At 61.0% G+C, this 22158-nt stretch carries 26 protein-coding genes and 1 pseudogene; 12 read left to right on the top strand and 15 right to left on the bottom strand.

Annotated elements, in window-relative coordinates:
- Positions 1 to 37 precede the first annotated feature (37 nt).
- Positions 38 to 142: pseudogene (locus tag AC3IT9_RS18545) on the top strand (hypothetical protein); the annotation flags it as partial.
- 72 nt (positions 143 to 214) lie between these two features.
- Positions 215 to 811: a DinB family protein gene (locus AC3IT9_RS18540; RefSeq protein WP_150756555.1), complete on the top strand. Its 597-nt coding sequence runs from the start codon at positions 215 to 217 to the stop codon at positions 809 to 811.
- Here the strand turns inward: AC3IT9_RS18540 and AC3IT9_RS18535 are convergent.
- From AC3IT9_RS18535 to AC3IT9_RS18525, 3 genes are all read right to left on the bottom strand, one after another.
- Entirely contained in the window at positions 732 to 1652 is a 921-nt protein-coding gene (locus AC3IT9_RS18535; protein WP_489270653.1) for a LysR family transcriptional regulator, read from the bottom strand. The two genes, AC3IT9_RS18540 and AC3IT9_RS18535, sit on opposite strands and share 80 nt — an antisense overlap.
- 177 nt (positions 1653 to 1829) lie before the next feature.
- Positions 1830 to 2192: a DUF6124 family protein gene (locus tag AC3IT9_RS18530; RefSeq protein ID WP_489270652.1), complete on the bottom strand. Its 363-nt coding sequence runs from the start codon at positions 2190 to 2192 to the stop codon at positions 1830 to 1832.
- A gap of 576 nt (positions 2193 to 2768) precedes the next feature.
- Positions 2769 to 3668 (bottom strand): LysR substrate-binding domain-containing protein, encoded by a 900-nt coding sequence (locus tag AC3IT9_RS18525; protein ID WP_489270651.1) that lies wholly within the window; start codon positions 3666 to 3668, stop codon positions 2769 to 2771.
- 116 nt (positions 3669 to 3784) lie between these two features.
- Here AC3IT9_RS18525 and AC3IT9_RS18520 point away from each other — a divergent pair, with 116 nt between their 5' ends.
- From AC3IT9_RS18520 to AC3IT9_RS18510, 3 genes are read left to right on the top strand one after another with little or no spacing between them, the layout of a single operon-like run.
- A complete protein-coding gene (locus AC3IT9_RS18520) occupies positions 3785 to 4801 on the top strand; it encodes an aldo/keto reductase (protein WP_489270649.1) in 1017 nt (338 codons plus the stop codon).
- A 2-nt stretch (positions 4802 to 4803) separates the two neighbouring features.
- Positions 4804 to 5601, top strand: coding sequence for an SDR family NAD(P)-dependent oxidoreductase (locus AC3IT9_RS18515; protein WP_150726040.1), 798 nt, complete (start codon positions 4804 to 4806; stop codon positions 5599 to 5601).
- 26 nt (positions 5602 to 5627) lie between these two features.
- Entirely contained in the window at positions 5628 to 6038 is a 411-nt protein-coding gene (locus AC3IT9_RS18510; RefSeq protein ID WP_489270648.1) for an SRPBCC family protein, read from the top strand.
- Between the two features lie 147 nt (positions 6039 to 6185).
- Here AC3IT9_RS18510 and AC3IT9_RS18505 read toward each other — a convergent pair whose 3' ends face one another.
- The 3 genes from AC3IT9_RS18505 to AC3IT9_RS18495 all read right to left on the bottom strand — a co-directional run bounded on the left by AC3IT9_RS18505 (position 6186) and on the right by AC3IT9_RS18495 (position 8978).
- Positions 6186 to 7589, bottom strand: a complete 1404-nt coding sequence (locus tag AC3IT9_RS18505; RefSeq protein WP_489270647.1) for a sensor histidine kinase — start codon at positions 7587 to 7589, stop codon at positions 6186 to 6188.
- Positions 7567 to 8250 (bottom strand): response regulator transcription factor, encoded by a 684-nt coding sequence (locus tag AC3IT9_RS18500; protein ID WP_020796732.1) that lies wholly within the window; start codon positions 8248 to 8250, stop codon positions 7567 to 7569. Before AC3IT9_RS18500 ends, AC3IT9_RS18505 begins: the two co-directional genes overlap by 23 nt.
- Before the next feature lie 122 nt (positions 8251 to 8372).
- Positions 8373 to 8978, bottom strand: a complete 606-nt coding sequence (locus tag AC3IT9_RS18495) for a glutathione S-transferase (RefSeq protein WP_489270645.1) — start codon at positions 8976 to 8978, stop codon at positions 8373 to 8375.
- A gap of 370 nt (positions 8979 to 9348) precedes the next feature.
- Between AC3IT9_RS18495 and AC3IT9_RS18490 the strand changes: the two genes are divergently transcribed.
- From AC3IT9_RS18490 to AC3IT9_RS18480, 3 genes are all read left to right on the top strand, one after another.
- The gene (locus AC3IT9_RS18490) at positions 9349 to 9753 is read left to right on the top strand and encodes a TraR/DksA family transcriptional regulator (protein ID WP_007907888.1); all 405 of its coding nucleotides are present in this window, start codon (positions 9349 to 9351) and stop codon (positions 9751 to 9753) included.
- A 235-nt stretch (positions 9754 to 9988) separates the two neighbouring features.
- The gene (locus AC3IT9_RS18485) at positions 9989 to 11596 is read left to right on the top strand and encodes a methyl-accepting chemotaxis protein (protein WP_489270644.1); all 1608 of its coding nucleotides are present in this window, start codon (positions 9989 to 9991) and stop codon (positions 11594 to 11596) included.
- Between the two features lie 129 nt (positions 11597 to 11725).
- Entirely contained in the window at positions 11726 to 11929 is a 204-nt protein-coding gene (locus AC3IT9_RS18480; RefSeq protein WP_489270643.1) for a hypothetical protein, read from the top strand.
- A 5-nt stretch (positions 11930 to 11934) separates the two neighbouring features.
- Here AC3IT9_RS18480 and AC3IT9_RS18475 read toward each other — a convergent pair whose 3' ends face one another.
- The 3 genes from AC3IT9_RS18475 to AC3IT9_RS18465 form a co-directional block, all read right to left on the bottom strand.
- Positions 11935 to 12171: a DUF2789 domain-containing protein gene (locus tag AC3IT9_RS18475; RefSeq protein ID WP_489270642.1), complete on the bottom strand. Its 237-nt coding sequence runs from the start codon at positions 12169 to 12171 to the stop codon at positions 11935 to 11937.
- A gap of 132 nt (positions 12172 to 12303) precedes the next feature.
- Positions 12304 to 12534 carry a hypothetical protein gene (locus AC3IT9_RS18470; RefSeq protein WP_007973761.1) on the bottom strand — a complete coding sequence of 77 codons (231 nt, stop codon included), beginning with the start codon at positions 12532 to 12534 and terminating at the stop codon, positions 12304 to 12306.
- 161 nt (positions 12535 to 12695) lie between these two features.
- Positions 12696 to 12944: a hypothetical protein gene (locus tag AC3IT9_RS18465; RefSeq protein WP_489270641.1), complete on the bottom strand. Its 249-nt coding sequence runs from the start codon at positions 12942 to 12944 to the stop codon at positions 12696 to 12698.
- Between the two features lie 412 nt (positions 12945 to 13356).
- On the opposite strand from AC3IT9_RS18465, the gene AC3IT9_RS18460 reads away from it, so the two are divergent.
- The 4 genes from AC3IT9_RS18460 to AC3IT9_RS18445 all read left to right on the top strand — a co-directional run bounded on the left by AC3IT9_RS18460 (position 13357) and on the right by AC3IT9_RS18445 (position 15718).
- The gene (locus AC3IT9_RS18460; RefSeq protein ID WP_150726046.1) at positions 13357 to 13827 is read left to right on the top strand and encodes a hypothetical protein; all 471 of its coding nucleotides are present in this window, start codon (positions 13357 to 13359) and stop codon (positions 13825 to 13827) included.
- A complete protein-coding gene (locus AC3IT9_RS18455) occupies positions 13827 to 14030 on the top strand; it encodes a hypothetical protein (protein WP_150726047.1) in 204 nt (67 codons plus the stop codon). The genes AC3IT9_RS18460 and AC3IT9_RS18455 overlap by 1 nt, the downstream gene beginning before the upstream one ends.
- A gap of 118 nt (positions 14031 to 14148) precedes the next feature.
- On the top strand, positions 14149 to 15162 hold the full coding sequence (locus tag AC3IT9_RS18450; RefSeq protein ID WP_489270640.1) for an ABC transporter substrate-binding protein: 1014 nt from the start codon (positions 14149 to 14151) through the stop codon (positions 15160 to 15162).
- A gap of 118 nt (positions 15163 to 15280) precedes the next feature.
- The gene (locus AC3IT9_RS18445) at positions 15281 to 15718 is read left to right on the top strand and encodes a DUF3995 domain-containing protein (RefSeq protein WP_489270639.1); all 438 of its coding nucleotides are present in this window, start codon (positions 15281 to 15283) and stop codon (positions 15716 to 15718) included.
- A gap of 156 nt (positions 15719 to 15874) precedes the next feature.
- Here the strand turns inward: AC3IT9_RS18445 and AC3IT9_RS18440 are convergent, their stop codons facing one another.
- From AC3IT9_RS18440 to AC3IT9_RS18415, 6 genes are read right to left on the bottom strand one after another with little or no spacing between them, the layout of a single operon-like run.
- Complete coding sequence (locus tag AC3IT9_RS18440) at positions 15875 to 16237, bottom strand: Na+/H+ antiporter subunit G (protein WP_150756604.1); 363 nt, start codon at positions 16235 to 16237, stop codon at positions 15875 to 15877.
- On the bottom strand, positions 16234 to 16512 hold the full coding sequence (locus tag AC3IT9_RS18435; RefSeq protein WP_151215032.1) for a K+/H+ antiporter subunit F: 279 nt from the start codon (positions 16510 to 16512) through the stop codon (positions 16234 to 16236). The genes AC3IT9_RS18440 and AC3IT9_RS18435 overlap by 4 nt, the downstream gene beginning before the upstream one ends.
- Entirely contained in the window at positions 16509 to 16997 is a 489-nt protein-coding gene (locus AC3IT9_RS18430) for a Na+/H+ antiporter subunit E (protein ID WP_095945850.1), read from the bottom strand. The genes AC3IT9_RS18435 and AC3IT9_RS18430 overlap by 4 nt, the downstream gene beginning before the upstream one ends.
- On the bottom strand, positions 16994 to 18679 hold the full coding sequence (locus tag AC3IT9_RS18425; RefSeq protein ID WP_489270636.1) for a monovalent cation/H+ antiporter subunit D: 1686 nt from the start codon (positions 18677 to 18679) through the stop codon (positions 16994 to 16996). Before AC3IT9_RS18425 ends, AC3IT9_RS18430 begins: the two co-directional genes overlap by 4 nt.
- Positions 18676 to 19020: a Na+/H+ antiporter subunit C gene (locus tag AC3IT9_RS18420; RefSeq protein WP_007986256.1), complete on the bottom strand. Its 345-nt coding sequence runs from the start codon at positions 19018 to 19020 to the stop codon at positions 18676 to 18678. The genes AC3IT9_RS18425 and AC3IT9_RS18420 overlap by 4 nt, the downstream gene beginning before the upstream one ends.
- Entirely contained in the window at positions 19020 to 21938 is a 2919-nt protein-coding gene (locus tag AC3IT9_RS18415) for a monovalent cation/H+ antiporter subunit A (RefSeq protein WP_489270635.1), read from the bottom strand. The genes AC3IT9_RS18420 and AC3IT9_RS18415 overlap by 1 nt, the downstream gene beginning before the upstream one ends.
- Between the last annotated feature and the right edge of the window lie 220 nt (positions 21939 to 22158).

Here is a 22158-nt window from a genome sequence, read left to right as displayed (position 1 = left end):
TTTTCGCTTTATTGCCGACAACGCCGATCAGTCCATACATGGCATGGCGGGGCTGGTGAACCTGTTCGGCATCGAATCACCGGTGCTGACCGGTTGCCTGGCGCTCGCCGAGCGCGTGGTGAAACGCCTGAATGACCGATGATCAGAGCTCGCGCTGCATTGCGGGCATCGGGTCTATGCTAGGGGGTGCGCTTACTGCCATCGGAGAACTCTGATGATCACCGTACGCACTGCCTGCCTGCTGGCCGATTACAAACGCTGGGCTAATCAGCGCCTCTTTGACAGCCTCGCGGCGCTCCCTCCGGGCGAAGTCAAAAAAGAACGGGTGTCGGTGTTCAAAAACATGATCGGCACCCTCAATCACGTGTACGTGGTGGATTGCATCTGGCAGGCGCACCTCGAAGGCCGGGGGCATGGCTTCAAGACCTCACACGACCTGCTACATGCCGACCTGTCCGAACTGCGCATGGCGCAAAAAGCCATCGATCGCTGGTACTGCGACTGGAGCGCCCGGCAAACCGATGCCTCCCTGGACAAGCTCCTGGAATTCACCTTTGTCTCAGGCGAAAGCGGCACCATGAGCGCCGGCGCGATGCTGATGCACGTGGTCAACCACGCCAGCTATCACCGTGGCTGGGTGGTGCAGATGTACTTCGAGATTCCGGCCATGCCACCGGTGACCGACATGCCGGTGTATTTGCGCGAGTCCGAGCCGGTGGTCCTGCAGTCGCTCAATGCCCCGATAGTGGCGCCGCCATGTGCTGTACAATTTTCGAGCGCAACCAGCGTTCTGCCGGATCGTTATCGTTGACCCCGTTCCAGACCATCGACAGTTCGGACAGGTTGATATCAAACGGTGCATCGTCCGCCCGTAGCTGGCTGCTGCCTTCGATCAACGCACTGGCCGCGTAATCCGGCACGGTGGCGAGCATGTCAGTACCCGACAGCAAGGCCCGCAGCCCCGCGAACTGTGGCACCGCCAGCACCACCCGGCGCGAACGACCGATCCGGGCCAGGTCATTGTCGATGGCACCGCTCAGATCCCCGGAAAACGACACCAGCGCGTGAGGGCGTTCGCAGAACTCATCCAGGGTCAGCGGGCCTGGGCGATCATCGCCGCGCAGGATCTTCACACTCAAGTCGCGCAATTTCTTGCGCTTGGCGTTGGCCGGCAATTCCGTGGTGTAGCTGATACCGACGGAAATCTCGCCGCTGGCCAGCATCGACGACATCAGCAGGAAATTCACCCGGCGCACCACCACCACAACATTCTGCGCTTCTTCGCGAATCTGCTTGAGCAGCGGCGGAAACAACCCGAACTCGGCGTCGTCGGACAAGCCGATGCGAAACACTTCGCGGCTGGTGGACGGCTCGAAATCCTTGGCCCGGCTGACCGCCCCGGAAATGGTGTCCATCGCCGGCTGCAATTCCTTGAGAATCTGCAATGCCCGCGGGGTCGGCTCCAGGGTTCGACCGTTGCGCACCAGCAACGGGTCGTCGAACAGATCGCGCAACTTGGCCAGCGACGCACTGACGGCGGGCTGGCCGAGGAATAGCTTCTCCCCGGCCCGGGTCAGGTTCTTCTCGAACATCAGGGTTTCAAAAATCACCAGCAGGTTCATGTCCACGCGGCGCAGGTCGTTGCGGTTCATGGGGGTGGCTCGCTGGGGGATTGGGGTCTTTTCAGTAAAGCAGCAAACCCTGTGGAATCTAGAATTCGCGGATTACCTGTGGGAGCGAGCTTGCTCGCGATAGCGGTGGGTCAGTCACATCGATGTTGGATGTGCTGCCGCCATCGCGAGCAAGCTCGCTCCCACACGTTCGGCGCTTTACTCAGGCGGATCAAGTCGATCCAGCGCCCGGTTCACCGCCAACTCACCCAGCATGATGACCTGTGCAATGCCCAGCAGTGTGTTGCGATGCGAGCCCACCAGAAAACCCGCCAGATCGTTGGTCATCACATTGGCCGAGGCCAGTGATTCGCAGGCGTGGGCCAACAGGGTCTCGGTGTCGATGTCGGGGTTGATGGTGAACATGGTGGAGGGTTTGTGGGGCGTGGCCATGATGTTGGCGGCGGGGTTCAAGTAGTGATTGAGGGCGCGTTCGGCGGCTTCGTGGAATTGCCTGGAATCGGGGCTTTCGTAGGGGGAGGCTGGATCGGTTTCTGGCGGGTTGGGTGTTGGTTTGATCATCGATAGAACTCCTAATTGAAATTAAGGAGCCTTCAGCCCTCGCTACCAAACGAGGGGTGGCGGCCATACGCGGGTTGGTAGACCGGTAATTAGGAACCCGGCGCTCCCGAGAGAGCCCTGCGCATGGCCACCATAAAACAGAGACCCGAAAGGTCTGCAAACGGTGCGCTATGCGCCTAATTAGTCCGGGCTACCAAACCCGATCGCTGTTTTTCAGCGACCGGCTAACGATAAAGCCCGGACCCAAGGCGCGTAAGCCGGCGGATTCTGGCGTACCCGTAGGCAATGACGCAAGGCGCTGTAGCTTTCATCAAGTTACGCTGACAGCCGTTAAACATGTGCTTTAAACAGGCACCGCCATCGCGAGCAAGCTCGCTCCCACACTGGATTTTCTGTGAGCACAAATGCTGCGTACGACCCCCATCAACTGTGGGAGCGGGCTTGCTCGCGAAGAGGGAGTGTCAGTCGACATCAACGTTACCTGACACACCGCTTTCGCGAGCAAGCCCGCTCCCACTCCGGGTTTTCAGCGGGCACAAATGCTGCGAACGACCCCCATCAACTGTGGGAGCCGTTTCAGGTGGTGGATTCAGGCTCCGTCAGCACCTTCCTGAACGTCTCCACCAGCGGCCGCAGGTTGATCCGGTGCCACGCCGCCCACAATGGCGTGGTGAAGGAAATCCACGGCACTTCCCGCAGCACCACACCCGGCGGGGCATTGCGGCTCAGACCTTTCTGGATCATCGCGATGCCCAGCCCCGACGCGACCAGACCCAGTGCGGTGAAGGGTTCGGTGGCTTGCATGCGGATATCCGGGGTGAAGCCGGCGCGGATGCAGGCGCTGACGAAGTCGTCGTGGCAGCTGGCGTTCTGTCGGTGCTGCACGCCGATCCATTCCTGGTCGGCGAGGTCGGCCGGGGTCAGCACAGTTTGCTGCGCCAGCGGATGGTGCTCGGGCAGGGCCAGCAGCATCGGATCGTCCAGCACCTGAAAACCCAGCAGGTCCGGGTCGTCATCGGTCGGTGGTTCGCTCACCAGGGCAATATCCAGGCTTCGCTGGCGCAAGCCTTCGAGTTGTTCGGCCGAGCTGAGGTTGTACAGCGCCACGTGTACGTTCGGCCGGTCGACCCGCAGCACGCGCAAGGCATTGGGCAGCACGCCGGCGTGCATGGCATTTTCGATGTAGCCAATGCACAGGCCGCCTTCTTCGCCACGCCCCAGACGCTTGCCAAGGGATTCCAGTCGATTGGCGTGGGTCAACAGGGCGCGGGTTTCGGCGAGGAACGTCTGGCCGTCGCGGGTCAGGCGGATGCGTTGCTGGCTGCGCTCGAACAGGCTCAGGCCCAGGCGCTCTTCGAGCTGGGCGATCTGCCGGCTCAGGGGGGACTGGGAAATGTGCAGGCGTTCGGCGGCGCGCCCGACGTGTTCTTCCTCGGCGACAGCGACGAAGTAGCGCAATTGGCGGATGTCGATCATGTCAGACCTGTAGGGACTCAAGTGCTGCATATTATGTCTTGGACGGTCCGATCATCGCAATCTAGCATCTGCTCAACGGTCATCACTGACCCCTGACTACTGACGAGGAATCATCCATGAGCTTGAAAGACAAACTGCCCGGCGCGCTGGGTTTCGGTACCGCGCCGTTGGGCAACATGTTCCGCGCCATCCCGGAAGAAGAAGCGCAAGCGACTGTCCATGCCGCCTGGGATGCCGGTGTGCGCTACTTCGATACCGCGCCGTTCTACGGCTCGGGTCTGTCGGAGATTCGCCTTGGCGCCGCACTGTCGCGCTACAACCGTGACGACTATGTACTGAGCAGCAAGGTCGGCCGGGTGATCCTCGATGAAGTCGAAGACGCCGCCGCCCGTGACCTGGGCGAGAAGAGCGGGGTGTTCGAGCACGGCCGGCCGAACAGGATCGTCAACGACTACAGCGCCGATGCAACGATGCGTTCGATCGAGGACAGCCTCAAGCGCCTGCAAACCGATCGCCTGGACATCGTCTGGGTGCACGATATCGCCCAGGATTTCTACGGCGATCAGTGGCTGGAGTACTTCAACCAGGCCCGTACCGGTGCCTTCAAAGTGCTGACGCGTTTGCGCGAAGAGGGCGTGATCAAGGGCTGGGGGCTTGGCGTGAACAAGGTCGAACCGTGCGAACTGACCCTCGATCTGAGCGAAGCGCAGCCGGACGGTTTTCTGCTGGCGGGTCGCTACACTCTTCTCGACCATGACCGCGCCTTGCAACGTTTGATGGACGCCGCCCTGGCGCAGAACGTCGAGATTGTGGTCGGCGGCCCGTACAGCTCGGGCATCCTCGCCGGCGGCGCACACTTCGAGTACCAGAAGGCCAGCCCGGCGATCATCAGCAAGGTCGAGCAGATCAAACGCATTGCGGCGGCCCATGGTGTCGACGTCAAAGCCGCTGCATTGCAATTTTCGTTGGCGAACCCGGCAGTGGCGGCGGTGATTCCGGGCTCCAGTCGCCCGGATCGGATCGCCGAAGATGTGGCCGCGTTGTCGGCGGTAATTCCCGCTGCATACTGGCAGGCGATGCGTGAGGCGAAGCTGGTTTCCGAGCGCGCACCCTTGCCCCTCATTGGAGCTTGAGCATGAAAATCGATTTGAGCGGAAAACTCGCAATCGTCAGCGGTAGCACCGCTGGCATCGGCCTGGGCATCAGCCAGGCACTGGCCGAGGCGGGCGCCACGGTGGTGGTGATCGGCCGCGACACGGCCAAGGTCGAACAGGCGCTGGCGAGCATTCGCCAACGCGTACCCGGCGCGCAATTGCGCGGCGTGACCGCCGACCTCGGCACCGCCGAAGGCGCCGAAAGATTGTTCGCGGCCGAACCTCGGGCGGACATCCTGGTGAACAATCTCGGGATATTCAACACGGTGGATTTCTTCGACGCCCCGGACAGTGAGTGGACGCGCTTCTACGAGGTCAACGTGATCTCCGGCGTGCGCCTGTCCCGGCATTACACACCGCAGATGGTCAAGCAGGGCTGGGGGCGGGTGATTTTCCTGTCTTCGGAATCCGGCGTGGCGACACCGGCGGACATGATCAACTATGGCGTGACCAAAAGTGCCAACCTGGCCGTGTCCCATGGCCTGGCCAAACGCCTGGCCGGCACCGGCGTGACGGTCAACGCGATATTGCCCGGCCCGACCTTTACCGATGGCCTGGAAGACATGCTCAAGGACGCCACGGCTGAATCCGGGCGCAGCGCCCGGGATGAAGCCGATGCGTTCGTGCGCAAGGCCCGGCCGACGTCGATCATCCAGCGCGTGGCGGATGTCGAGGAGGTTGCCAATCTGGTGGCCTACATCGCTTCGCCGTTATCCTCGGCCACCACCGGTGCTGCCTTGCGGGTCGACGGCGGTGTCGTCGACAGCCTGGCCATCTGAACCTTATTGATTGGAGAGAGTATTTCATGGCAACTGCATCAGCCTTCATCGACATCCCGGCTTCGGCCGATCAGGTCTGGCAATTGATTGGCGGTTTCAACTCGCTGCCGGACTGGCTGCCGTTCATTCCCAAGAGCGAACTGAGCGAAGGCGGGCGCGTGCGCAGCCTGCAAACGGCGGACGGCGCCGTGGTGATCGAACGCCTGCAAGCGTTCGACAACGCGAGCCAAACCTACAGCTACTCGATTTTGCAGGCACCGTTTCCGGCGACTGATTATCTGGCGACGATCAAGGTTCAAGCGCAAGGCGAGGGCGCGCGGGTGACCTGGTCCGGAAGGTTCGAGCCGGTGGGTGTGAGCAACGAGGAGGTAGAGGCGTTGTTTAACGGCATCTATCAGGGTGGGCTTGAGGCATTGCGGGCCAATTACCCGACCTGATTCACCCAGCGGAAAACACCACCAATCCCTGTGGGAGCGAGCTTGCTCGCGATAGCGGAGTGTCAGGCGATACATTTTTACCTGATACACCGTCATCGCGAGCAAGCTCGCTCCCACAGGTTTTGTGTCAGTTCAGGCAGATTTTTATCAGGCCTGCGGTATCAAACTCTCCCTACAATCGAGCACCAACCGCGCACCACCCAGTTCGCTGTTGCCCACCTCCAGCGTAAACCCGTGCAGGCTGACAATCGCCGCGACGATGGACAGCCCCAGCCCGAAGCCGCTTTTATGATTGCCCGCCTCGGCGCGATAGAAGCGCTGGAACACCGCTTCACGTTCCGCCTCGGGAATGCCCGGGCCGGAGTCAAGCACTTCGATCCGCGTGTGCCCGCCATCATTGACCCCGCGCAAGATCACCGCGCCGCCGGGCGGGGTGAATTTGATCGAGTTGCTGAGCAGGTTCGCCACCGCTTCGAACAGCAGTGCCCGGTCGCCATGGAGGGGTGGCAACGACGCGGGCAGGTGCAGCTGGAACACCAGATCGTCGTCTTCCGCCAGGGGCAGGTAGAACTCATGCAGCTCTTGCAACAACGCCACCGGGTCCACTTGCACGAAGCCGGAGCGACGCTGGCGGTCTTCCAGTTCGGAGATCCGCAGCAAGCCACGAAAACGCGCCATCAGTGTGTCGGCTTCGGCCAGCACCAGGTCCAGTTGCATGGCCTGCGGCGAGCCTTCGCCGGCTTGTTGCTGCATGCGGTAAAGCTGCGCGCGCAGACGGGTCAGGGGCGTGCGCAGGTCATGGGCGATGTTATCGCACACGCCCTTGACCTCGTTCATCAAGCGCTCGATGCGTTCGAGCATGGCGTTGACGATGGCGGCGAGCATGTCCAGTTCGTCACGCCGATTGGACAGTGGCAAGCGCCGGCTCAAGTCGCCGGCGACGATGGCCTCGGCACTGGCCTGAATCCCGCGAATGCGCCGCAACGGCCGGCGCCGCAGCAAAGTCCAGCCGACGATGCCCGGTACGATGGTCAGGGTCACACCCCAGAACAAGGCGTGAAGGATGATCCGGGTCACGGCGAACAGCGAACCGTTGTCGCGCACCAGCACCAGCCAGCGGCCATCGAGGGTGCGGGTCGCCACGGCGTCGCAACTGTCGGCGGGCAGCCTCTGGTCGTCGCTGTCGTCGGAGGCATCGCAGTCGCGCAGCATGTGGATCTTGCCATCGAGCGGCAAGCCGTCCGGAATGTAGCGCAGGGCACCACTGAGGTAACGGTGTTGGGCATCGAACAGGCCGTAGGCGTCGATGCCGCGGATGTCGAAGGTCATGCTGACGGCGAGGGCGTCCACCAGTTGTTCGCCGGAAAAACGCGAAAACAGGTGCTGGCGTTGCATCAGCGAATGCTTGGCCAGGTTGTCCAGGTAAGCGGAAACCTCGTAGTACATGACCCCCATGAGGATCCCGCTCCAGATCACGAACAGCGAACTGTAGAGCGCCAGCAGACGGCTGCTGGAAGAGCGCCAGCCTTTAGACGGGTTCGGCAATGACATAACCCGAGCCTCGCACGGTCCGAATCAGAGGGACATTGCCAGGCGGGTCGATCTTCTTGCGCAGACGGCCAATGTGTACGTCGATCAGGTTGGTGCCGGGGTCGAAGTGGTAACCCCAGACTTCTTCGAAAATCATCATCCGCGAGAGGATTTGCCCGGTATTGCGCATCAGGAATTCCAGCAGTTTGTACTCGGTGGGCAACAGTGTCAGCAGTTGACCGTCGCGGCTGGCTTCGTGGCTGATCAGGTTCAGCTCCAGATCCGCCACCCGCAGCGTGGTGGCCTGGGCGGTCACGGTGTTCTGCCGGCGCAGCAGGACTTCGACCCGGGCGGCCATTTCATCGGTGGCGAAGGGTTTGGTCAGGTAGTCGTCGCCGCCAGCGCGCAAGCCACGCACTCGCTCATCGACGTCGGACAGGGCGCTGATCATCAGGATCGGCGTGGCCACGCCCATGGTCCGCAGGGTGGTGACAATCGCCAGGCCATCGAGCTCGGGCAACATGCGGTCGAGGGTGATCAGGTCATAGTTGCCGCTGACCGCGCGCTCCAGCCCTTCGCGGCCATTGTCGACCCAGTCGACGTCGAGGCCGTGGCTACTCAGTTCGGCGACAATCTCCCGGGCGGTCACGGCGTCGTCTTCGATGGTCAAGATGCGGGTCATAGGGCTGGCCTGATAAGCAGTTCATTACGAAGTTACGAGCATTTTGCCAAGAATTGCCCGCGACTTAATAAATTAACTTTCATCTAGCTCGCGATAGCGGCAGATCAGGAAAAACGAATCTGTCAGTCAATCGGCGTACTGACAAACACCTCAAGCCCCTCGGCATACGCCGTGAATGCCGCGATCCGCGGAAACTGCGCCGCACTCACCTGGTCCGGTACTACCAGATTGGTAAAACTCCAGGCTACGGCGAGGGTAATGCCGTCCTGCGCAATCGAACCGTCAGTCTTCAGCGGCTGCTTTTCCAGCTCCCGCTCCAGCGCCGAATAGGCTGCCGTCAGCTGTCCTTCGACCCGCTGCACCCAGGGTTCGAATTGAATCTCCGCCGGCCGCAGGTTGCGCTCGTAGTAAAGCTGCACGGATTTTTCGCTGGCGGCCAGCGCCAGGCCAATCAGGCGCAACGCGCGCAGGCGCTGACTCGGTTCGACAGGCATCAGGCTGGTATCGGCCAGGATTTCCAGGTAGTCGATGATCAGTGTCGAGTCCATCAACACCTCACCGTCATCCAGCACCAGGGTGGGCGCCTTGACCACCGGGTTGATCTGCCGGAATTGTTCGAAGTGGCGGAACACCGAGACCGATCGGTGTTCCAGCGCGATTCCCAGGCATTTGGCAGAAATGGCGGCGCGCCTGACATAGGGCGAGTCCAGCATACCGATCAGCTTCATGGTCCTTTCCTTTATATGGCCATTTCGGGAGGGACAACCTTAGCTGAGGTTCGCAGCCCTGCAAATGACCGTGAATAATGCCCGGTGCCAGCCGTTTGTCTTCTATATACAGCCGCTCGATTGAATTTCTTGCTATAAACGCACTCCGATTACCGCCTCAAAGCCTGCCTTAGACCATTTTCAGGGCTTTGTCGGACAAATTCGCAGTCTTTTCAGTTGCTGAGGCCTCAAGTCGGCCGTAGACTGCCGCCCCTCGTAAATTGAGTGCCGGGTGGCGCTTGGAACAAACGGCGCCTTTCCGATGGCCTGCCCAGGTCTGCCGGAACGCTCCCTTATTCGCCTTAATGCACGTTTTTTTATAGAGATATCAATGACAAAGGACAAGTTGCTGGCCATGCCGGCGGATGACTACATGAATGCCGAGCAACATGCTTTTTTCTCCGAGCTGTTGCAGAACATGAAAGTCGAAACCCATGAGCGCATCGAACAGAACCGCATCGCCATCGAAAGCCTGGACACCCCGGCCGATCCGGCAGACGCGGCTTCGGTCGAAGAAGAGCGCACCTGGCTGGTGAACGCGATCGATCGCGACCAGCGCATGCTGCCTCAGTTGGAACAAGCCCTTGAGCGCATCAAGGAAGACAGCTTCGGCTGGTGCGACGACAGCGGCGAAGCGATTGGCCTCAAGCGCCTGCTGATCAGCCCGACCACCAAGTACTGCATCGAAGCTCAGGAACGTCACGAGCAAATCGACAAGCACCAGCGTCAGGCCTGATTCTGCGGGGCAGCCCCTTTGATCCGGGCTGCCTTGAAAAGATCGCAGCCTGCGGCAGTTCCTACGCAATTGAAGTAGGGCGCTGCCGCAGGCTGCGATCTTTGTTTTCTGCCGTCTTCGATTTCCCGGTTCCTCTATTGATCTGCTGCAACATTCGCGACTAAAGGCTCATGGATAATGGCTTTATGGTGGCGTTTAATGCGAAGACAACAATTAGAAGCTTTCCGGGGTGACGATGATGACGAGAGACGGGTCTCTGGTTGCGGCAGTGCCCGCACCCGTGCTGTTGCCGAACAACCGCTGGCTGACGCCAACGCTGCAAAGCATCGCCCTGATGCTGTTGTTAAGTGGCATGACACTGGGCGACTGGTCGCTCTACCTTGGCCTGCCCCTGGCCGTATTGATTATCTGGCTGCCTCGCCTGCGTTCGCGCTCGACCCTGGAGGCTGCTGCCCCCGCCAACCCCGATGCCATCGGCGAGTTGACTCGCGATCTTTCCTGCACCACCAGCCATAACGCACTGTCGGCCGCCGGTGTGGCGTTTTCGGTTCGGCAACTGGCGGACAAACTGCAATCGCAGCTCACGGCGGCAGCACAGATCGTCAGCAATGCCGAAGTCATGATCACCACCGAACAGGCCACCTCGACGCTCAGTCGCCAGGCGCTCTGTGCCGCCAGCGAGGCTCATCAAAGCGGAGTGGTCGGGCGTACGGAATTGATCGAGTCCATTGCGCGCATGCATCAGCTCAGCCAGCGCGCCAGCAACAGCCGTGAACTGATCGAAGCCTTGAGCCTGCGCAGCGATGATATCCAGCGAGTGACCCTGGTGATTCAGTCCATCGCCAGCCAGACCAACCTGCTGGCGTTGAACGCAGCGATAGAAGCGGCGCGGGCGGGGGAGCACGGTCGCGGCTTTGCCGTGGTGGCCGACGAAGTTCGCGGGCTTGCTGCACGCACGGCGACCGCCACGGACGAAGTGGGCGAAATGGTGGCCGACATCCAGCAACGCACGGCGCAGGTAGTGGAGCAGATCCGGCAACTGTCCAGCGACCTTGACTCCGGCGTCGAGCAGGTAGAGCGCACGGGGCAGCACCTGGAAAACATTGCCCGACTGGCGGCCAGCGTCGAGTCCCAGGTCGGAGCAATCGCCCAAGGGGCAGACACCAACCGCGAACAACTCGACAGCCTGTTTCACTCCATCGAACAGATGCGCAGCGATCTGGCGGTCAGCGACCAGCAGACTCAGCGCCTGGCCCAGGCGGCGGTGCAAATGGAAGGGCAGGCCGAAACCATCAGCGAGCGTCTTGCCGAGGTGGGGCTGGATGACTATCACCAGCGGATTTATGACCTGGCCCGGGAAGCCGCGAGGCAGATTGCCGCGCGGTTTGAGGCGGATATCGATGCCGGTCGAATCAGTCTCGAGGATCTGTTCGACCGCAATTACCAGGCCATCCCCAATACCAGCCCGACCAAGTACCAGACGCGTTTCGACCGCTACACCGATCAGGTGTTGCCAACGATTCAAGAGCCGTTGTTACCGCGCCACGAAGGATTGGTGTTCGCCATCGCCTGCACCCAGCAGGGTTATGTGCCGACCCATAACAAGGCGTTCAGCCAGCCGCTGACGGGGGACGCGCAGATCGATGCATTGCAGAACCGAACCAAGCGCAAGTTCGCTGACCGCACCGGGATCCGCTGTGGCAGCCATCAGAAGGCCGTGCTGCTGCAAACCTATACACGCGACACCGGCGAGTTGATGCACGATCTTTCGGTGCCGATCATGCTCAAGGGTCGGCATTGGGGCGGTTTGCGCCTGGGCTACAAACCGGAAAAGCCGCGCTAGAAAGCCCGGGCTGCAGGACGATTGTTACGAATCCTGCAATGAACCTGTGCAGGGTTTTGCTGTTTCCTCGTCGGAAAACTGATTAGCATACCTACTAATTAGGTTGCTAATGAATTTCGAGAGGTCAGCATGCAAGGCAAAGTTGATGTCGCGGTCATGATCGGCAGCGGTGTACCCGCCAATTTGCGATCCATGGGGCGCAGGGTCTGCTGGGTGGTGTTGCTCAATGGCGAGCGCCGGGGTACGGCGTTCTCCAGTCGCGATGAAGCGGAGGAGTGCAAGGCTGTCTGGGTGGCGCAATTGAGCGCCGAAAGTCCTGGCAGCCTGCATTGAGGTTGTCAGTGGGTCTGGTGCATGCGCAGGTTCAGGTCGTCGACCACCCGCGCCCAGTCGGCGTCTTCGCGCAGTTGTTCCTTGAGGAAGCCGGCCTGTTGCGGTGACCAGAACTTGGCGTCGATGAGTTTCTTGTCGTCAGGCAGGGAATGGCCGGCAATGAAGTCGTCGATCGCTTTCTGGCTGGAGTCCAGGCCGAGCTGGTCGAACAGGCCTTTCAAGTCATGGGTCGGTGATTCCATCTTCATCTCCTTGCAGGTCATCAGTCGGTTCGAGAAGCGAAGCGCGGTGTCCTGATTTCGAGGGCACCGCACGGGCGGAGTTCGATCGCGATGTTCAAGTGCAACCATGAGCATAGACCGCCAACCCGACCATCAGGCTTTCAATGCCCCCGCATCGACTGCGGCCTTCAGTTCCCGGGCCGATTCCTGGGCCGCAATGGCGGCGACATCCGGGGTTTTGAACCAGCGATCCTTTTCGACCTGGTGATACGTCACGGTCTTCAGCGGTGGTTTGGCCCGCATGACAATCACGGCCTGGAATTCACCCTCGACTTCTCTGGCTTCACCCCGGATAAAAAACTCGCCGATATCAAATTCCGTCACGTTGCCGACTTCCCCTGGAAATACATTGTTGTTGTCAACGCAACCCGATTTTCTGCGGGTCCGTTTTATTTGGCGGGCAGTATGGCAGTAGTTGCCCGTCGACGGCTGAGATAAGTCGGCGGGCAGACGAAATGTCGATGGAAATGAGCACGACGGGCATGTCAACAATGTGATTCCAGAAACCGGGCGAGGGCACAGGCTTCGTTATGATCAGCTCGGAAACCTCTTACGCAGCCTGTCGAAATATCCTTGATATGAAAGAAGGCAATGCCCGCCATCACCACCTGAAATCGCGGGCGGGCCGGGACATCGGGAAGCGGTTCATGGTGGCGAAACCGTATCGGGTGCGGGATCGGCGTTGTTTCCGAGTCAGGCACCACGGGATAAGCAAAGTGAGTCAGCGTGCACATATGAAGTCCTTTTCATTGTTTACCGACGTATGTACGTCGTTTTGGCTAGTCTCCAAGAGCATCGCTGCTCTAGAATCACCCCCACTGGTGGGTGAATGATGTTTATCTAAAGCAATTTTTTGCGGACGATATGTAGGAAAAGATTTTTTCTTGATGAGATTTTTCCCCGAAGTTGATAGTCCATGATTTTCTGGCAGCAGGGAGGGCGTTTTCCTTCAGCCTGTGACGAACGCCAGGCAGGACGACGCGAGTGACGCTCCAGTAGTCTTCTCAAGCTTCGTGATGAATGAGTGCACTGCTCATTCAGGACTTCAATCCGGGTTCTTTGGCGACACCTTCGGCATTGCCGCTTTTTTGGCTGTGCGTTTATTTTTCGCGCACGGCACCATTTTTCAGATGTGGGGATGTTTCCTTGGCAGTAAGTAATCTCGATATGCATGCTTTGTTCGTGCTGGGTGATTTGCGCGCAAAGCTGGTCAAGCAGTTTCAGTCACGTTTCGTTTACCTCACTGAACAGAACGCTGAAGGCATTTACATTGCCGAAATCGACACCGAATCAGCCTTGGTGGTGGACGACAAACCCGGACTCAAACTCAAGGTCGGCGATCATTTCAGCGCGTCCGTGCTGCCCAGCCGCGAAGGCGGCAAGCTGGACATCAAGTTCCGCGACATCAAGCTGACGGTTTACGGCATTGGCGATTACGCCTTCGTGACCACGGCTGACGGTCAGGGGATCGTGTTCAAGGAAGGTCATAGCGTGGTGATGGTGTTCGCCGCCCATCAACAGTTGCAGGAAGGCCTGACCAAAACCCTCAAAGCCGTGACCGCCAAGGCGGCCAAGTGGCGCAAGGGCGAACTGGTGACCTTCAAGGCCAGCGAGTGATGACCCTGACCCGCGCCGACTTCCACGAACAGAACCTGGCCAGCGCTCAAGACGAAGCGCTGCGGTTGTTCGGGCAGAAGACCATTCTGCAGGGAGCCTGGCTGAATTGGGTGGCGTCACAGCTTTACCAACTGCAACCGGCGGAATACGCCAGCATGGTCAGACGAGAGCTGATGCGTTTGCAGGAAACCTGCGAAAACTGACCCACGCACCTCGAAAGCAGGAACCTCTACTACAGTCAGTGGACTGAGTATTCAGAGGCTTCGCGGTCTACTGCCAGGCCATCCTGCTATTGCTGTGAACAGCACGAGGTGCAAAAGCATGAACGGATTTCGACGGTTGCTGGCTGCGGTCCTGGCCACTTTCGCTTTGCTGGCGACACCCGCCCCGGTGTTTGCCGCCCAGACGCCGATCCACTTCGCCGACCTGAACTGGGAAAGCGGCAGCCTGATCACCGACGTCTTGCGCATCATTGTCGAGAAGGGCTACGGGCTGCCGACCGACACCTTGCCGGGCACCACCATCACCCTGGAAACCGCGCTGGCCAACAATGACATCCAGGTCATTGGCGAAGAGTGGGCCGGTCGCAGCCCGGTGTGGGTCAAGGCGGAAGCCGAAGGCAAGGTCGTCAGCCTCGGCGACACGGTCAAGGGCGCTACCGAAGGCTGGTGGGTGCCGGAATATGTGATCAAGGGCGACCCGGCCAAGGGCATCAAGGCGCTGGCGCCGGACCTGCGCAGCGTCAGCGACCTGCCGCGTTACAAAGACGTGTTCAAGGACCCGGAAGCCCCGACCAAGGGACGTTTCCTCAACAGCCCCATTGGCTGGACCTCGGAAGTGGTCAACAAGCAGAAGCTCAAGGCGTATGGGCTGGACGACAGCTACGTGAACTTCCGCAGCGGTTCGGGCGCGGCACTGGACGCAGAGATCAGTTCGTCAATTCATCGTGGCAAGCCGGTGCTGTTTTACTACTGGTCACCCACGCCGTTGCTCGGCCGCTTCAAGTTGATCCAACTCGAAGAGCCGCCGTTCGACGCCGAAGCCTGGAAGACCTTGACCGACGCCGACAACCCCAATCCACAGCCGACCCGTTCCCTGGCCTCCAAGTTGTCGATCGGTGTGTCCACTCCCTTCCAGAAGCAATATCCGCAGATTGCCGAGTTCTTCGCCAAAGTCGACTTTCCGATCGGTCCCCTGAACAAAGCACTGGCCGAAATGAGCGAGAAACATACGCCACCGCGTCAGGCAGCGCAGGCGTTCATGAAGGCTCATCCGGACGTCTGGCGGGCGTGGTTGCCCAAGGACGTGGCGGATAAAGTCTCCGCTGCCCTGTAGGCGCTGCCGCAGGTCGGGATCTTTTGATCTTTGTCATAAAAAAGCAAAATCAAAACATCGCAGCCTGCGGTAGCTCCTACAATGTTCGGTTCATATCCCTTTCAAGGATCTCTGAACCATGACCCTGTTGTTGGCTCAATGGCTGGTGACGATCTTCGCAGTGATCAGTCTGGTGCATGTGTATTGGGCGTTGGGTGGTGAGTGGGCGGCGGTGGCGGTGGTCCCGCAAGTACCGCAGGAGGGCAGCGCGCAACTGCGACCGGCGTTCAAGCCACGAGGCTGGATCACGCTGGTGGTGGCCGGAGTGTTGCTGTTGATTGCGGTGCTGGTGTGCTTGCGGGTGGGTTGGTGCCTGCCACCCTTGCATCACTGGTCGTTGCAGTGGGTGATCAGCGCGATCGCGATTTTGCTGTTTGCCCGGGCCATTGGCGATTCGGAGTTGGTGGGTTTTTTCAAAGAGGTCAAAGGCTCTAAATTTGCCCGGCTCGACACCTGGGTTTACTCGCCGTTGTGTGTGGTGCTGGGGGCGGGGTTGTTGGCGGTGGCCTGGGTCTGATTAAGCGACGTTTCTGTAGTGACAATACTGGCCTCTTCGCGGGCAAGCCCGCTCCCACAGGGTTAAGTGTTTAATTCGGAACTTGTATACGACACTGACCCTGTGGGAGCGAGCTTGCTCGCGAAGAGGCCAGTCCAGTCAATACAAAACTTTGGTTTAACTACCGCTCTCACTCCGCCGGCTGCTCACTTCAGCCGGCACATCATCCCCGGCCATGCGTTTGCGAAACAGCGCCGCCCGGGCCAGCAGCAGGGTCGTCACCGGCACGGTAATCGCCAGCAGGATCGGAATCAGCCAGGCGTGCAATACCGGCGCGGACTTGAGCGCCGAAAAATAGATGATCGAAGCCAGCGCCACGCACCAGGTCCCGAGCGTCGAGGCCAGGGCCGGTGGGTGCATGCGCTGGAAGTAGTCCTTCATGCGCAGCAGGCCCGTGGCGCCGATCAATGCAAACAGGCTGCCGAGCACCAGCAGGATCGCCACCGGGATCTCCACCCACAACGACAATGGCGTATTCATTCGATCACCTCGCCACGCAGCAGGAATTTCGCCAGGGCGAACGAGCCGACGAAACCGAACAGGGCGATCAGCAGCGCCGCCTCGAAGTAGGTGTCACTGGCATAGCGAATGCCCAGCGCCAACATCATCAGCATCGCGACGATGTACAGATAGTCCAGCGCCAGAACCCGGTCCTGGGCCGACGGCCCCTTGAACAGACGCAGCAGGGTCAGGATCATCGCCAGGGAAAAGAAAAACAGGCTCAGCAGGATCGCGTTCGACAGCAACGGGCTCATTCGAAGATCTCCATCAACGGACGTTCGTAGGTCGCCTTGAAGTGCTGGATGAACAGCGCCTCGTCGTCCAGGTCGAAGACGTGCAACAGCAGGATGCTGCGATCCAGCGCCAGCTCCGACCAGACCGTACCGGGCACCACCGTGGTGATCATCGACAGCGCGGCCAGGCCGTTGGCGTCACGCAGGTCCAGCGGCACCTTGATGAATTGCGAGCGGGGCGGGCGGCGACCGGCATTGAGCACGCTCCAGGCCACGGCGAGGTTGGACACCAGCACATCGCGCCCGACCAGCAGGACCAGGCGCAGGATCACCCAAGGGCGACGGATGCGCACTGGCAGCGGACGCAGCCTGCGCATCATCAGTGGCGCACAGAACCCCAGCGCGGCGCCCAGCAGCAGGTTGCCGGGGCTGATCGACAGGTTCAGCAGCAACCACAGCAACCACAGGGCCAGCGACAGCAAGGGTGCCGGAAACAGGCGCTTCATGGCTGCACCTCCTGCGGGGCCGCTACGGCCGACGGGTTCGGTACGACGCGTGTGTCGAGCACCGCCATTACGTATTGCTGCGGGTTGTACAAGGCATCGGCAGCGGCCTGGGTGTAGCGCAGCAGCGGATCGGCCTTGAAGGTCAGCGCAATGCTCAAGCCCAGCAGGGCGAAGATCGGCACGCATTCCAGGCGTCGCAGCAGGGGAGATGGTCGTTCCGCTGGCGTCCAGAAGCGCTGGACTCCCAAGCGCGAGAACGCGATCAGCGACGCCAGCCCTGACACAATCAACAACACCAACAGGCACCACGCGGCGTTGGAAACCGCTGTGTCGCCGCTGTTGCCCAGACCCAAGGGGTTGAGCAGGGCATCGATCAGCCCGAGTTTGCCGATAAACCCGGAGAGCGGCGGCATGCCGATGATCAGCAAGGCGCAGGCGATGAAACTCAGGCCAAGAAACGCCATGGTCCAGGGAATCACCTGGCCGACCACGGCTTTCTGGTCGTCGTCGAGATTGGTGCCTTTGGGCGGATGCAGGGATTCCAGTGGTCGCGGCAGCAATTCGGTTTCATCTTCGAGCAGGATTTCGTTGGCCGAGCGCGAGCGCTCGATCAGTTCGGCCAGCAGGAACAGTGCGCTCAGCGCCAGGGTCGAGCTGAACAAATAGAAAAGCGCCGCGCCGACCAGGTTCGGCTGGGCGAAACCGATGGTCGACAACAGAATGCCCGCCGACACCAGAATGCTCAGGCTGGCCATGCGCTCCAGGCGTTGCGCGGCGAGGATCGCCATGGCGGCGCAGACGATGGTCGCCATACCGCCATAGATCAGCCAGTCGCCGCCAAAGAACGCCGATGCCCCGGCCTGGGCGGAGAACAGCAGCGTCCACAGGCGCAGCAAGGTGTACACGCCGACCTTGGTCATGATCGCGAACATCGCCGCCACTGGTGCGCTGGCCGAGGAATAGGCCGGCACCAGCCAGAAGTTCAGCGGCCACATGCCGGCCTTGGCCAGGAACGCGACGGCCAGGATCCCCGCACCGGCGTGTAGCAAGCCGCGATCGGCTTCGGACACCAGCGGGATTTTAACCGCCAGGTCGGCCATGTTCAGCGTGCCGGTGACCCCATAGATCAGCGCCGCGCCAATCAGGAACAGCGACGAGGCCAACAGGTTGATCGAGATGTAATGCAGCCCCGACGACACCCGCGCCCGGCCCGAGCCGTGGAGCATCAACCCGTAGGACGCGGCCAGCAGCACCTCGAAGAACACGAACAGGTTGAACAGGTCAGCGGTGAGGAACGCGCCGTAAAGGCCCATCATCTGGATCTGGAACAGCGCGTGAAAACTCGATCCGGCGCCGTCCCAGCGTGCCATGGCAAACAGCAGTGCACTGACGCCGATGATGCCGGTCAGCACCAGCATCAGCGCCGACAGCCGATCGACCACCAGCACCAGGCCGAACGGCACTTGCCAGTTGCCCGGCAGGTACACACCGATGGAGCCGGGTACGCCGGTGGCTTGTGTCCATTGCAACAATGCCACGGCAATGCCCAGCCCGAGCAGGCTGGAGAACAGATTGATCTTCGCCTTGAGCGGCCGGTGCTTCTCGCCGAGCATCAACATGATCGCGGCGGTCAGCAGCGGCAGCAGGATGGGCGCGACGATCAGGTGAGTCATCGCCATCATTCTTTGGGCTCCCGGCCATCCACATGGTCGGTGCCGGTCAGGCCCCGGGAAGCCAGCAGCACCACCAGGAACAGCGCGGTCATGGCGAAGCTGATGACGATCGCGGTCAGCACCAAGGCTTGTGGCAACGGGTCGGTGTAGTGCAACAGGTCCTGCGGCACGCCGTCCTTGATGATCGGCTCCTTGCCGATGAACAGGCTGCCCATGCTGAAGATGAACAGATTGACGCCGTAGGACAGCAGGCACAGGCCCATGACCACCTGGAATGTCCGAGGGCGCAGGATCAGCCAGACGCCGGACGCGGCCAGTACGCCGATGGCGATTGCGATGACTTCTTCCATCAGACGGCTCCTTTGGCGGCAACGGATCTGGGCTGGGCGGCGGTTTTGTGGCCGCGCACCGATTGGTGGGCGAGGGCGGTGAGGATCAACAGGGTCGAGCCGACCACCACGCCGTACACGCCGATGTCGAAGAACAGCGCGCTGGCCAGGTGAATGTCACCCAGCAGCGGCAATGAGAAATGCCAGGTGTGGGTGGTCAGGAACGGATAGCCGACGACCATCGCGCCCAGGCCCGTGGCCGTGGCAATCATCAGTCCGGTGCCCATCCAGCGCAGTGGCCGCAGGCTCATTTGCGCCTCGACCCACTGCGTGCCGGCGACCATGTATTGCAGGATGAACGCCACCGACATCACCAGCCCGGCGACAAAACCGCCACCCGGTTGATTGTGCCCGCGCATGAACAGGTAGAACGACACCACCAGCGCCACCGGCAACAGCAGGCGCACCAGCACCGCCGGCACCATCATGAAACCGAGCGCGGTGTCGCTGGCGTGACGCGGGTTGACCAGGTCGGTGACCACATCCGGCGCGAGCAAGCGTTGCTGGGCCGGCAGTTGCAGGCTTTCTTTCGGCGGGCGGAAACGACGCAGCAGAGCGAACACGGTCAGGGCCACGGCCACCAGCACGGTGATTTCACCAAGGGTGTCGAAACCACGGAAGTCCACCAGCATCACGTTGACCACGTTGCTGCCACCACCTTCGGGCAAGGCGCGGCTGAGGTAGAACGAGGAAATGTCGTTGGGGGTTTGGCGCGTCAGCATGGCGTAGGCCAGCAACGCCATGCCGACACCGACCGCGGTCGACAGCAGCAAGTCGCGGATCCGCCGTACCCGCGCCCGACGCAGGCTGCCCGGCAACGGCGAGACCTCCTCGATCCGTCGTGGCAGCCAGCGCAGGCCCAGCAGGATCAGCACCGTGGTCACCACTTCAACCGCCAGTTGCGTCAGGGCCAGGTCCGGCGCGGAAAACCAGACGAAGGTGACGCAGGTCATCAGGCCGCAGACGCTGACCATGGTCAGGGCCGCGAGCCGGTGATACTTGGCCTGATAGGCCGCGCCAAGGGCGCAGGCGATGGCCAGCAACCACAGGGTGACGAACACGATCGATCCGGGGATTTTCGGCCGGTCACCCCAGTGAAGGCTGCTGTGCAACATGGGGATCAACCCCGCCAGCACGGCGGCGAGCACCACCAGGAACAACTGCATTTGCAGGCGTTTGGTGCCAATCCGCGGTTCCAGGCGGCGGGCCAGGCGCATGATGGCGATCAGCGCGTATTCGAACAAGTGCTTGCCGTCCAGGCGCCCGATGACGGGCGGACGGTCGAAGCGCCCGCGCTTGAACTGATTGCGCAGCAGCAGGTAAAGCACGGAGCCGCAGGACAAGGCGATCAGGCTCATGATCATCGGCGCGTTCAGGCCGTGCCAGATGGCCAGGCTGTATTCGGGCAGCGTGCCGCCGACCACCGGTTGCGCCGCGGCAGCGAGCAGCGGGCCGACTATCTGGGCCGGGAAGATCCCCACCAGCAGGCAAGTGAACACCAGCAATTCCACCGGCGCGCGCATCCAGCGCGGTGGCTCGTGGGGCGTGTGGGGCAAGTCGGTCGCGGGCGGGCCGAAGAACACATCCACGGTGAAACGCAGGGAGTAAGCCACGCTGAAGGTACCGGCAATCGTTGCCACGATCGGCAGGCTCAGTTCGACCCAGCGCGTGGCATTGATGAACACGGTTTCGGCGAAGAACATCTCTTTGGAGAGAAAACCGTTGAGCAACGGCACGCCGGCCATCGAGGCGCTGGCGACCATGGCCAGGGTGGCGGTGAACGGCATCAGCTTGTACAGGCCGCTGAGTTTACGGATATCGCGGGTGCCGCTTTCGTGGTCGATGATGCCGGCGGCCATGAACAACGAGGCCTTGAACGTCGCGTGGTTGAGGATGTGGAATACCGCGGCGACGGCGGCCAGCGGGCTGTTCAAACCGAGCAACAGAGTGATCAGGCCGAGGTGGCTGATGGTCGAGTAGGCCAGCAATCCCTTGAGGTCGTTCTGGAACATCGCGCAGTACGCCCCGAGCAACAGGGTGCAGGCGCCGGCGCCGCTGACGATGTAGAACCATTCTTCACTGCCCGACAGCGAAGGCCATAGCCGCGCAAGCAGGAAGACCCCGGCCTTGACCATGGTCGCCGAGTGCAAATACGCCGACACGGGCGTCGGCGCGGCCATGGCGTGGGGTAGCCAGAAGTGAAAGGGAAATTGCGCACTTTTGCTCAGGGCGCCGATCAGGATCAGGGGCAACAGGATCGGGTAGAGGGCATGGGCGCGAATCAGGTCGCCGGCGGCCAGGACCTTGTCCAGGTCATAGCTGCCGACCACATGGCCGAGCAGCATGACCCCCGCCAGCAGGCACAAACCGCCCGCACCGGTCACCATCAGCGCCATGTAGGCACCGCGCCGGGCATCGGCGCGATGGTGCCAGTAGCCGATCAACAGGAACGAGAAGAGGCTGGTCAGTTCCCAGAAAAACACGATCTGGATCAGGTTGCCGGAAATCACCAGCCCGAGCATGGCGCCCATGAAGGCCAGGAAAAACGCGAAGAATCGCGGCACTGGATCGTTCGGCGACATGTAGTAGCGGGCGTACAGCGAAACCAGGGTGCCGATGCCCAACACCAGCATGGAGAACAGCCAGGCGAAACCGTCCATGCGCAGGACGAAGTTCAGGCCCAGGCTGGGCAGCCATGAAAACTCTTCGCGAATGACGCCGCCATCGGCGATCTGCGGGTACAGGAAGGCGACCTGAAGGGTGCCAATCAGGGCGATCAGGCCAGCCAGCAGGGATTCGGCGTTACGGGCATTGTGCGGCAACACGGCCGCCAAACAGCTGCCTATGAAAGGCAGAAGCAGTAGAACTATCAGGGACATAGGCTTCTAATCTGCGGAAGTTTGTGAAGCATCATACGTGCCAGCTCCCGGATCACCAAACGCCAAGCTGTCGCAGAATCCTACACGGTAGACGGAAAAGCCCTGATTCACATTGTTTCTGGTAGAGGGTTTTCGCCTGTACTGACGCCATCGCGAGCAAGCTCGCTCCCACAGGTTTTGAGGTGTACATACAGTTTTGTGCGCAATACATAACACTGTG

This window comes from Pseudomonas sp. KH_046_1, from assembly GCF_057839025.1.
The sequence above is the reverse complement of the archived record's forward strand: the minus strand, read 5'-3'. Positions and strand labels throughout refer to the sequence as shown.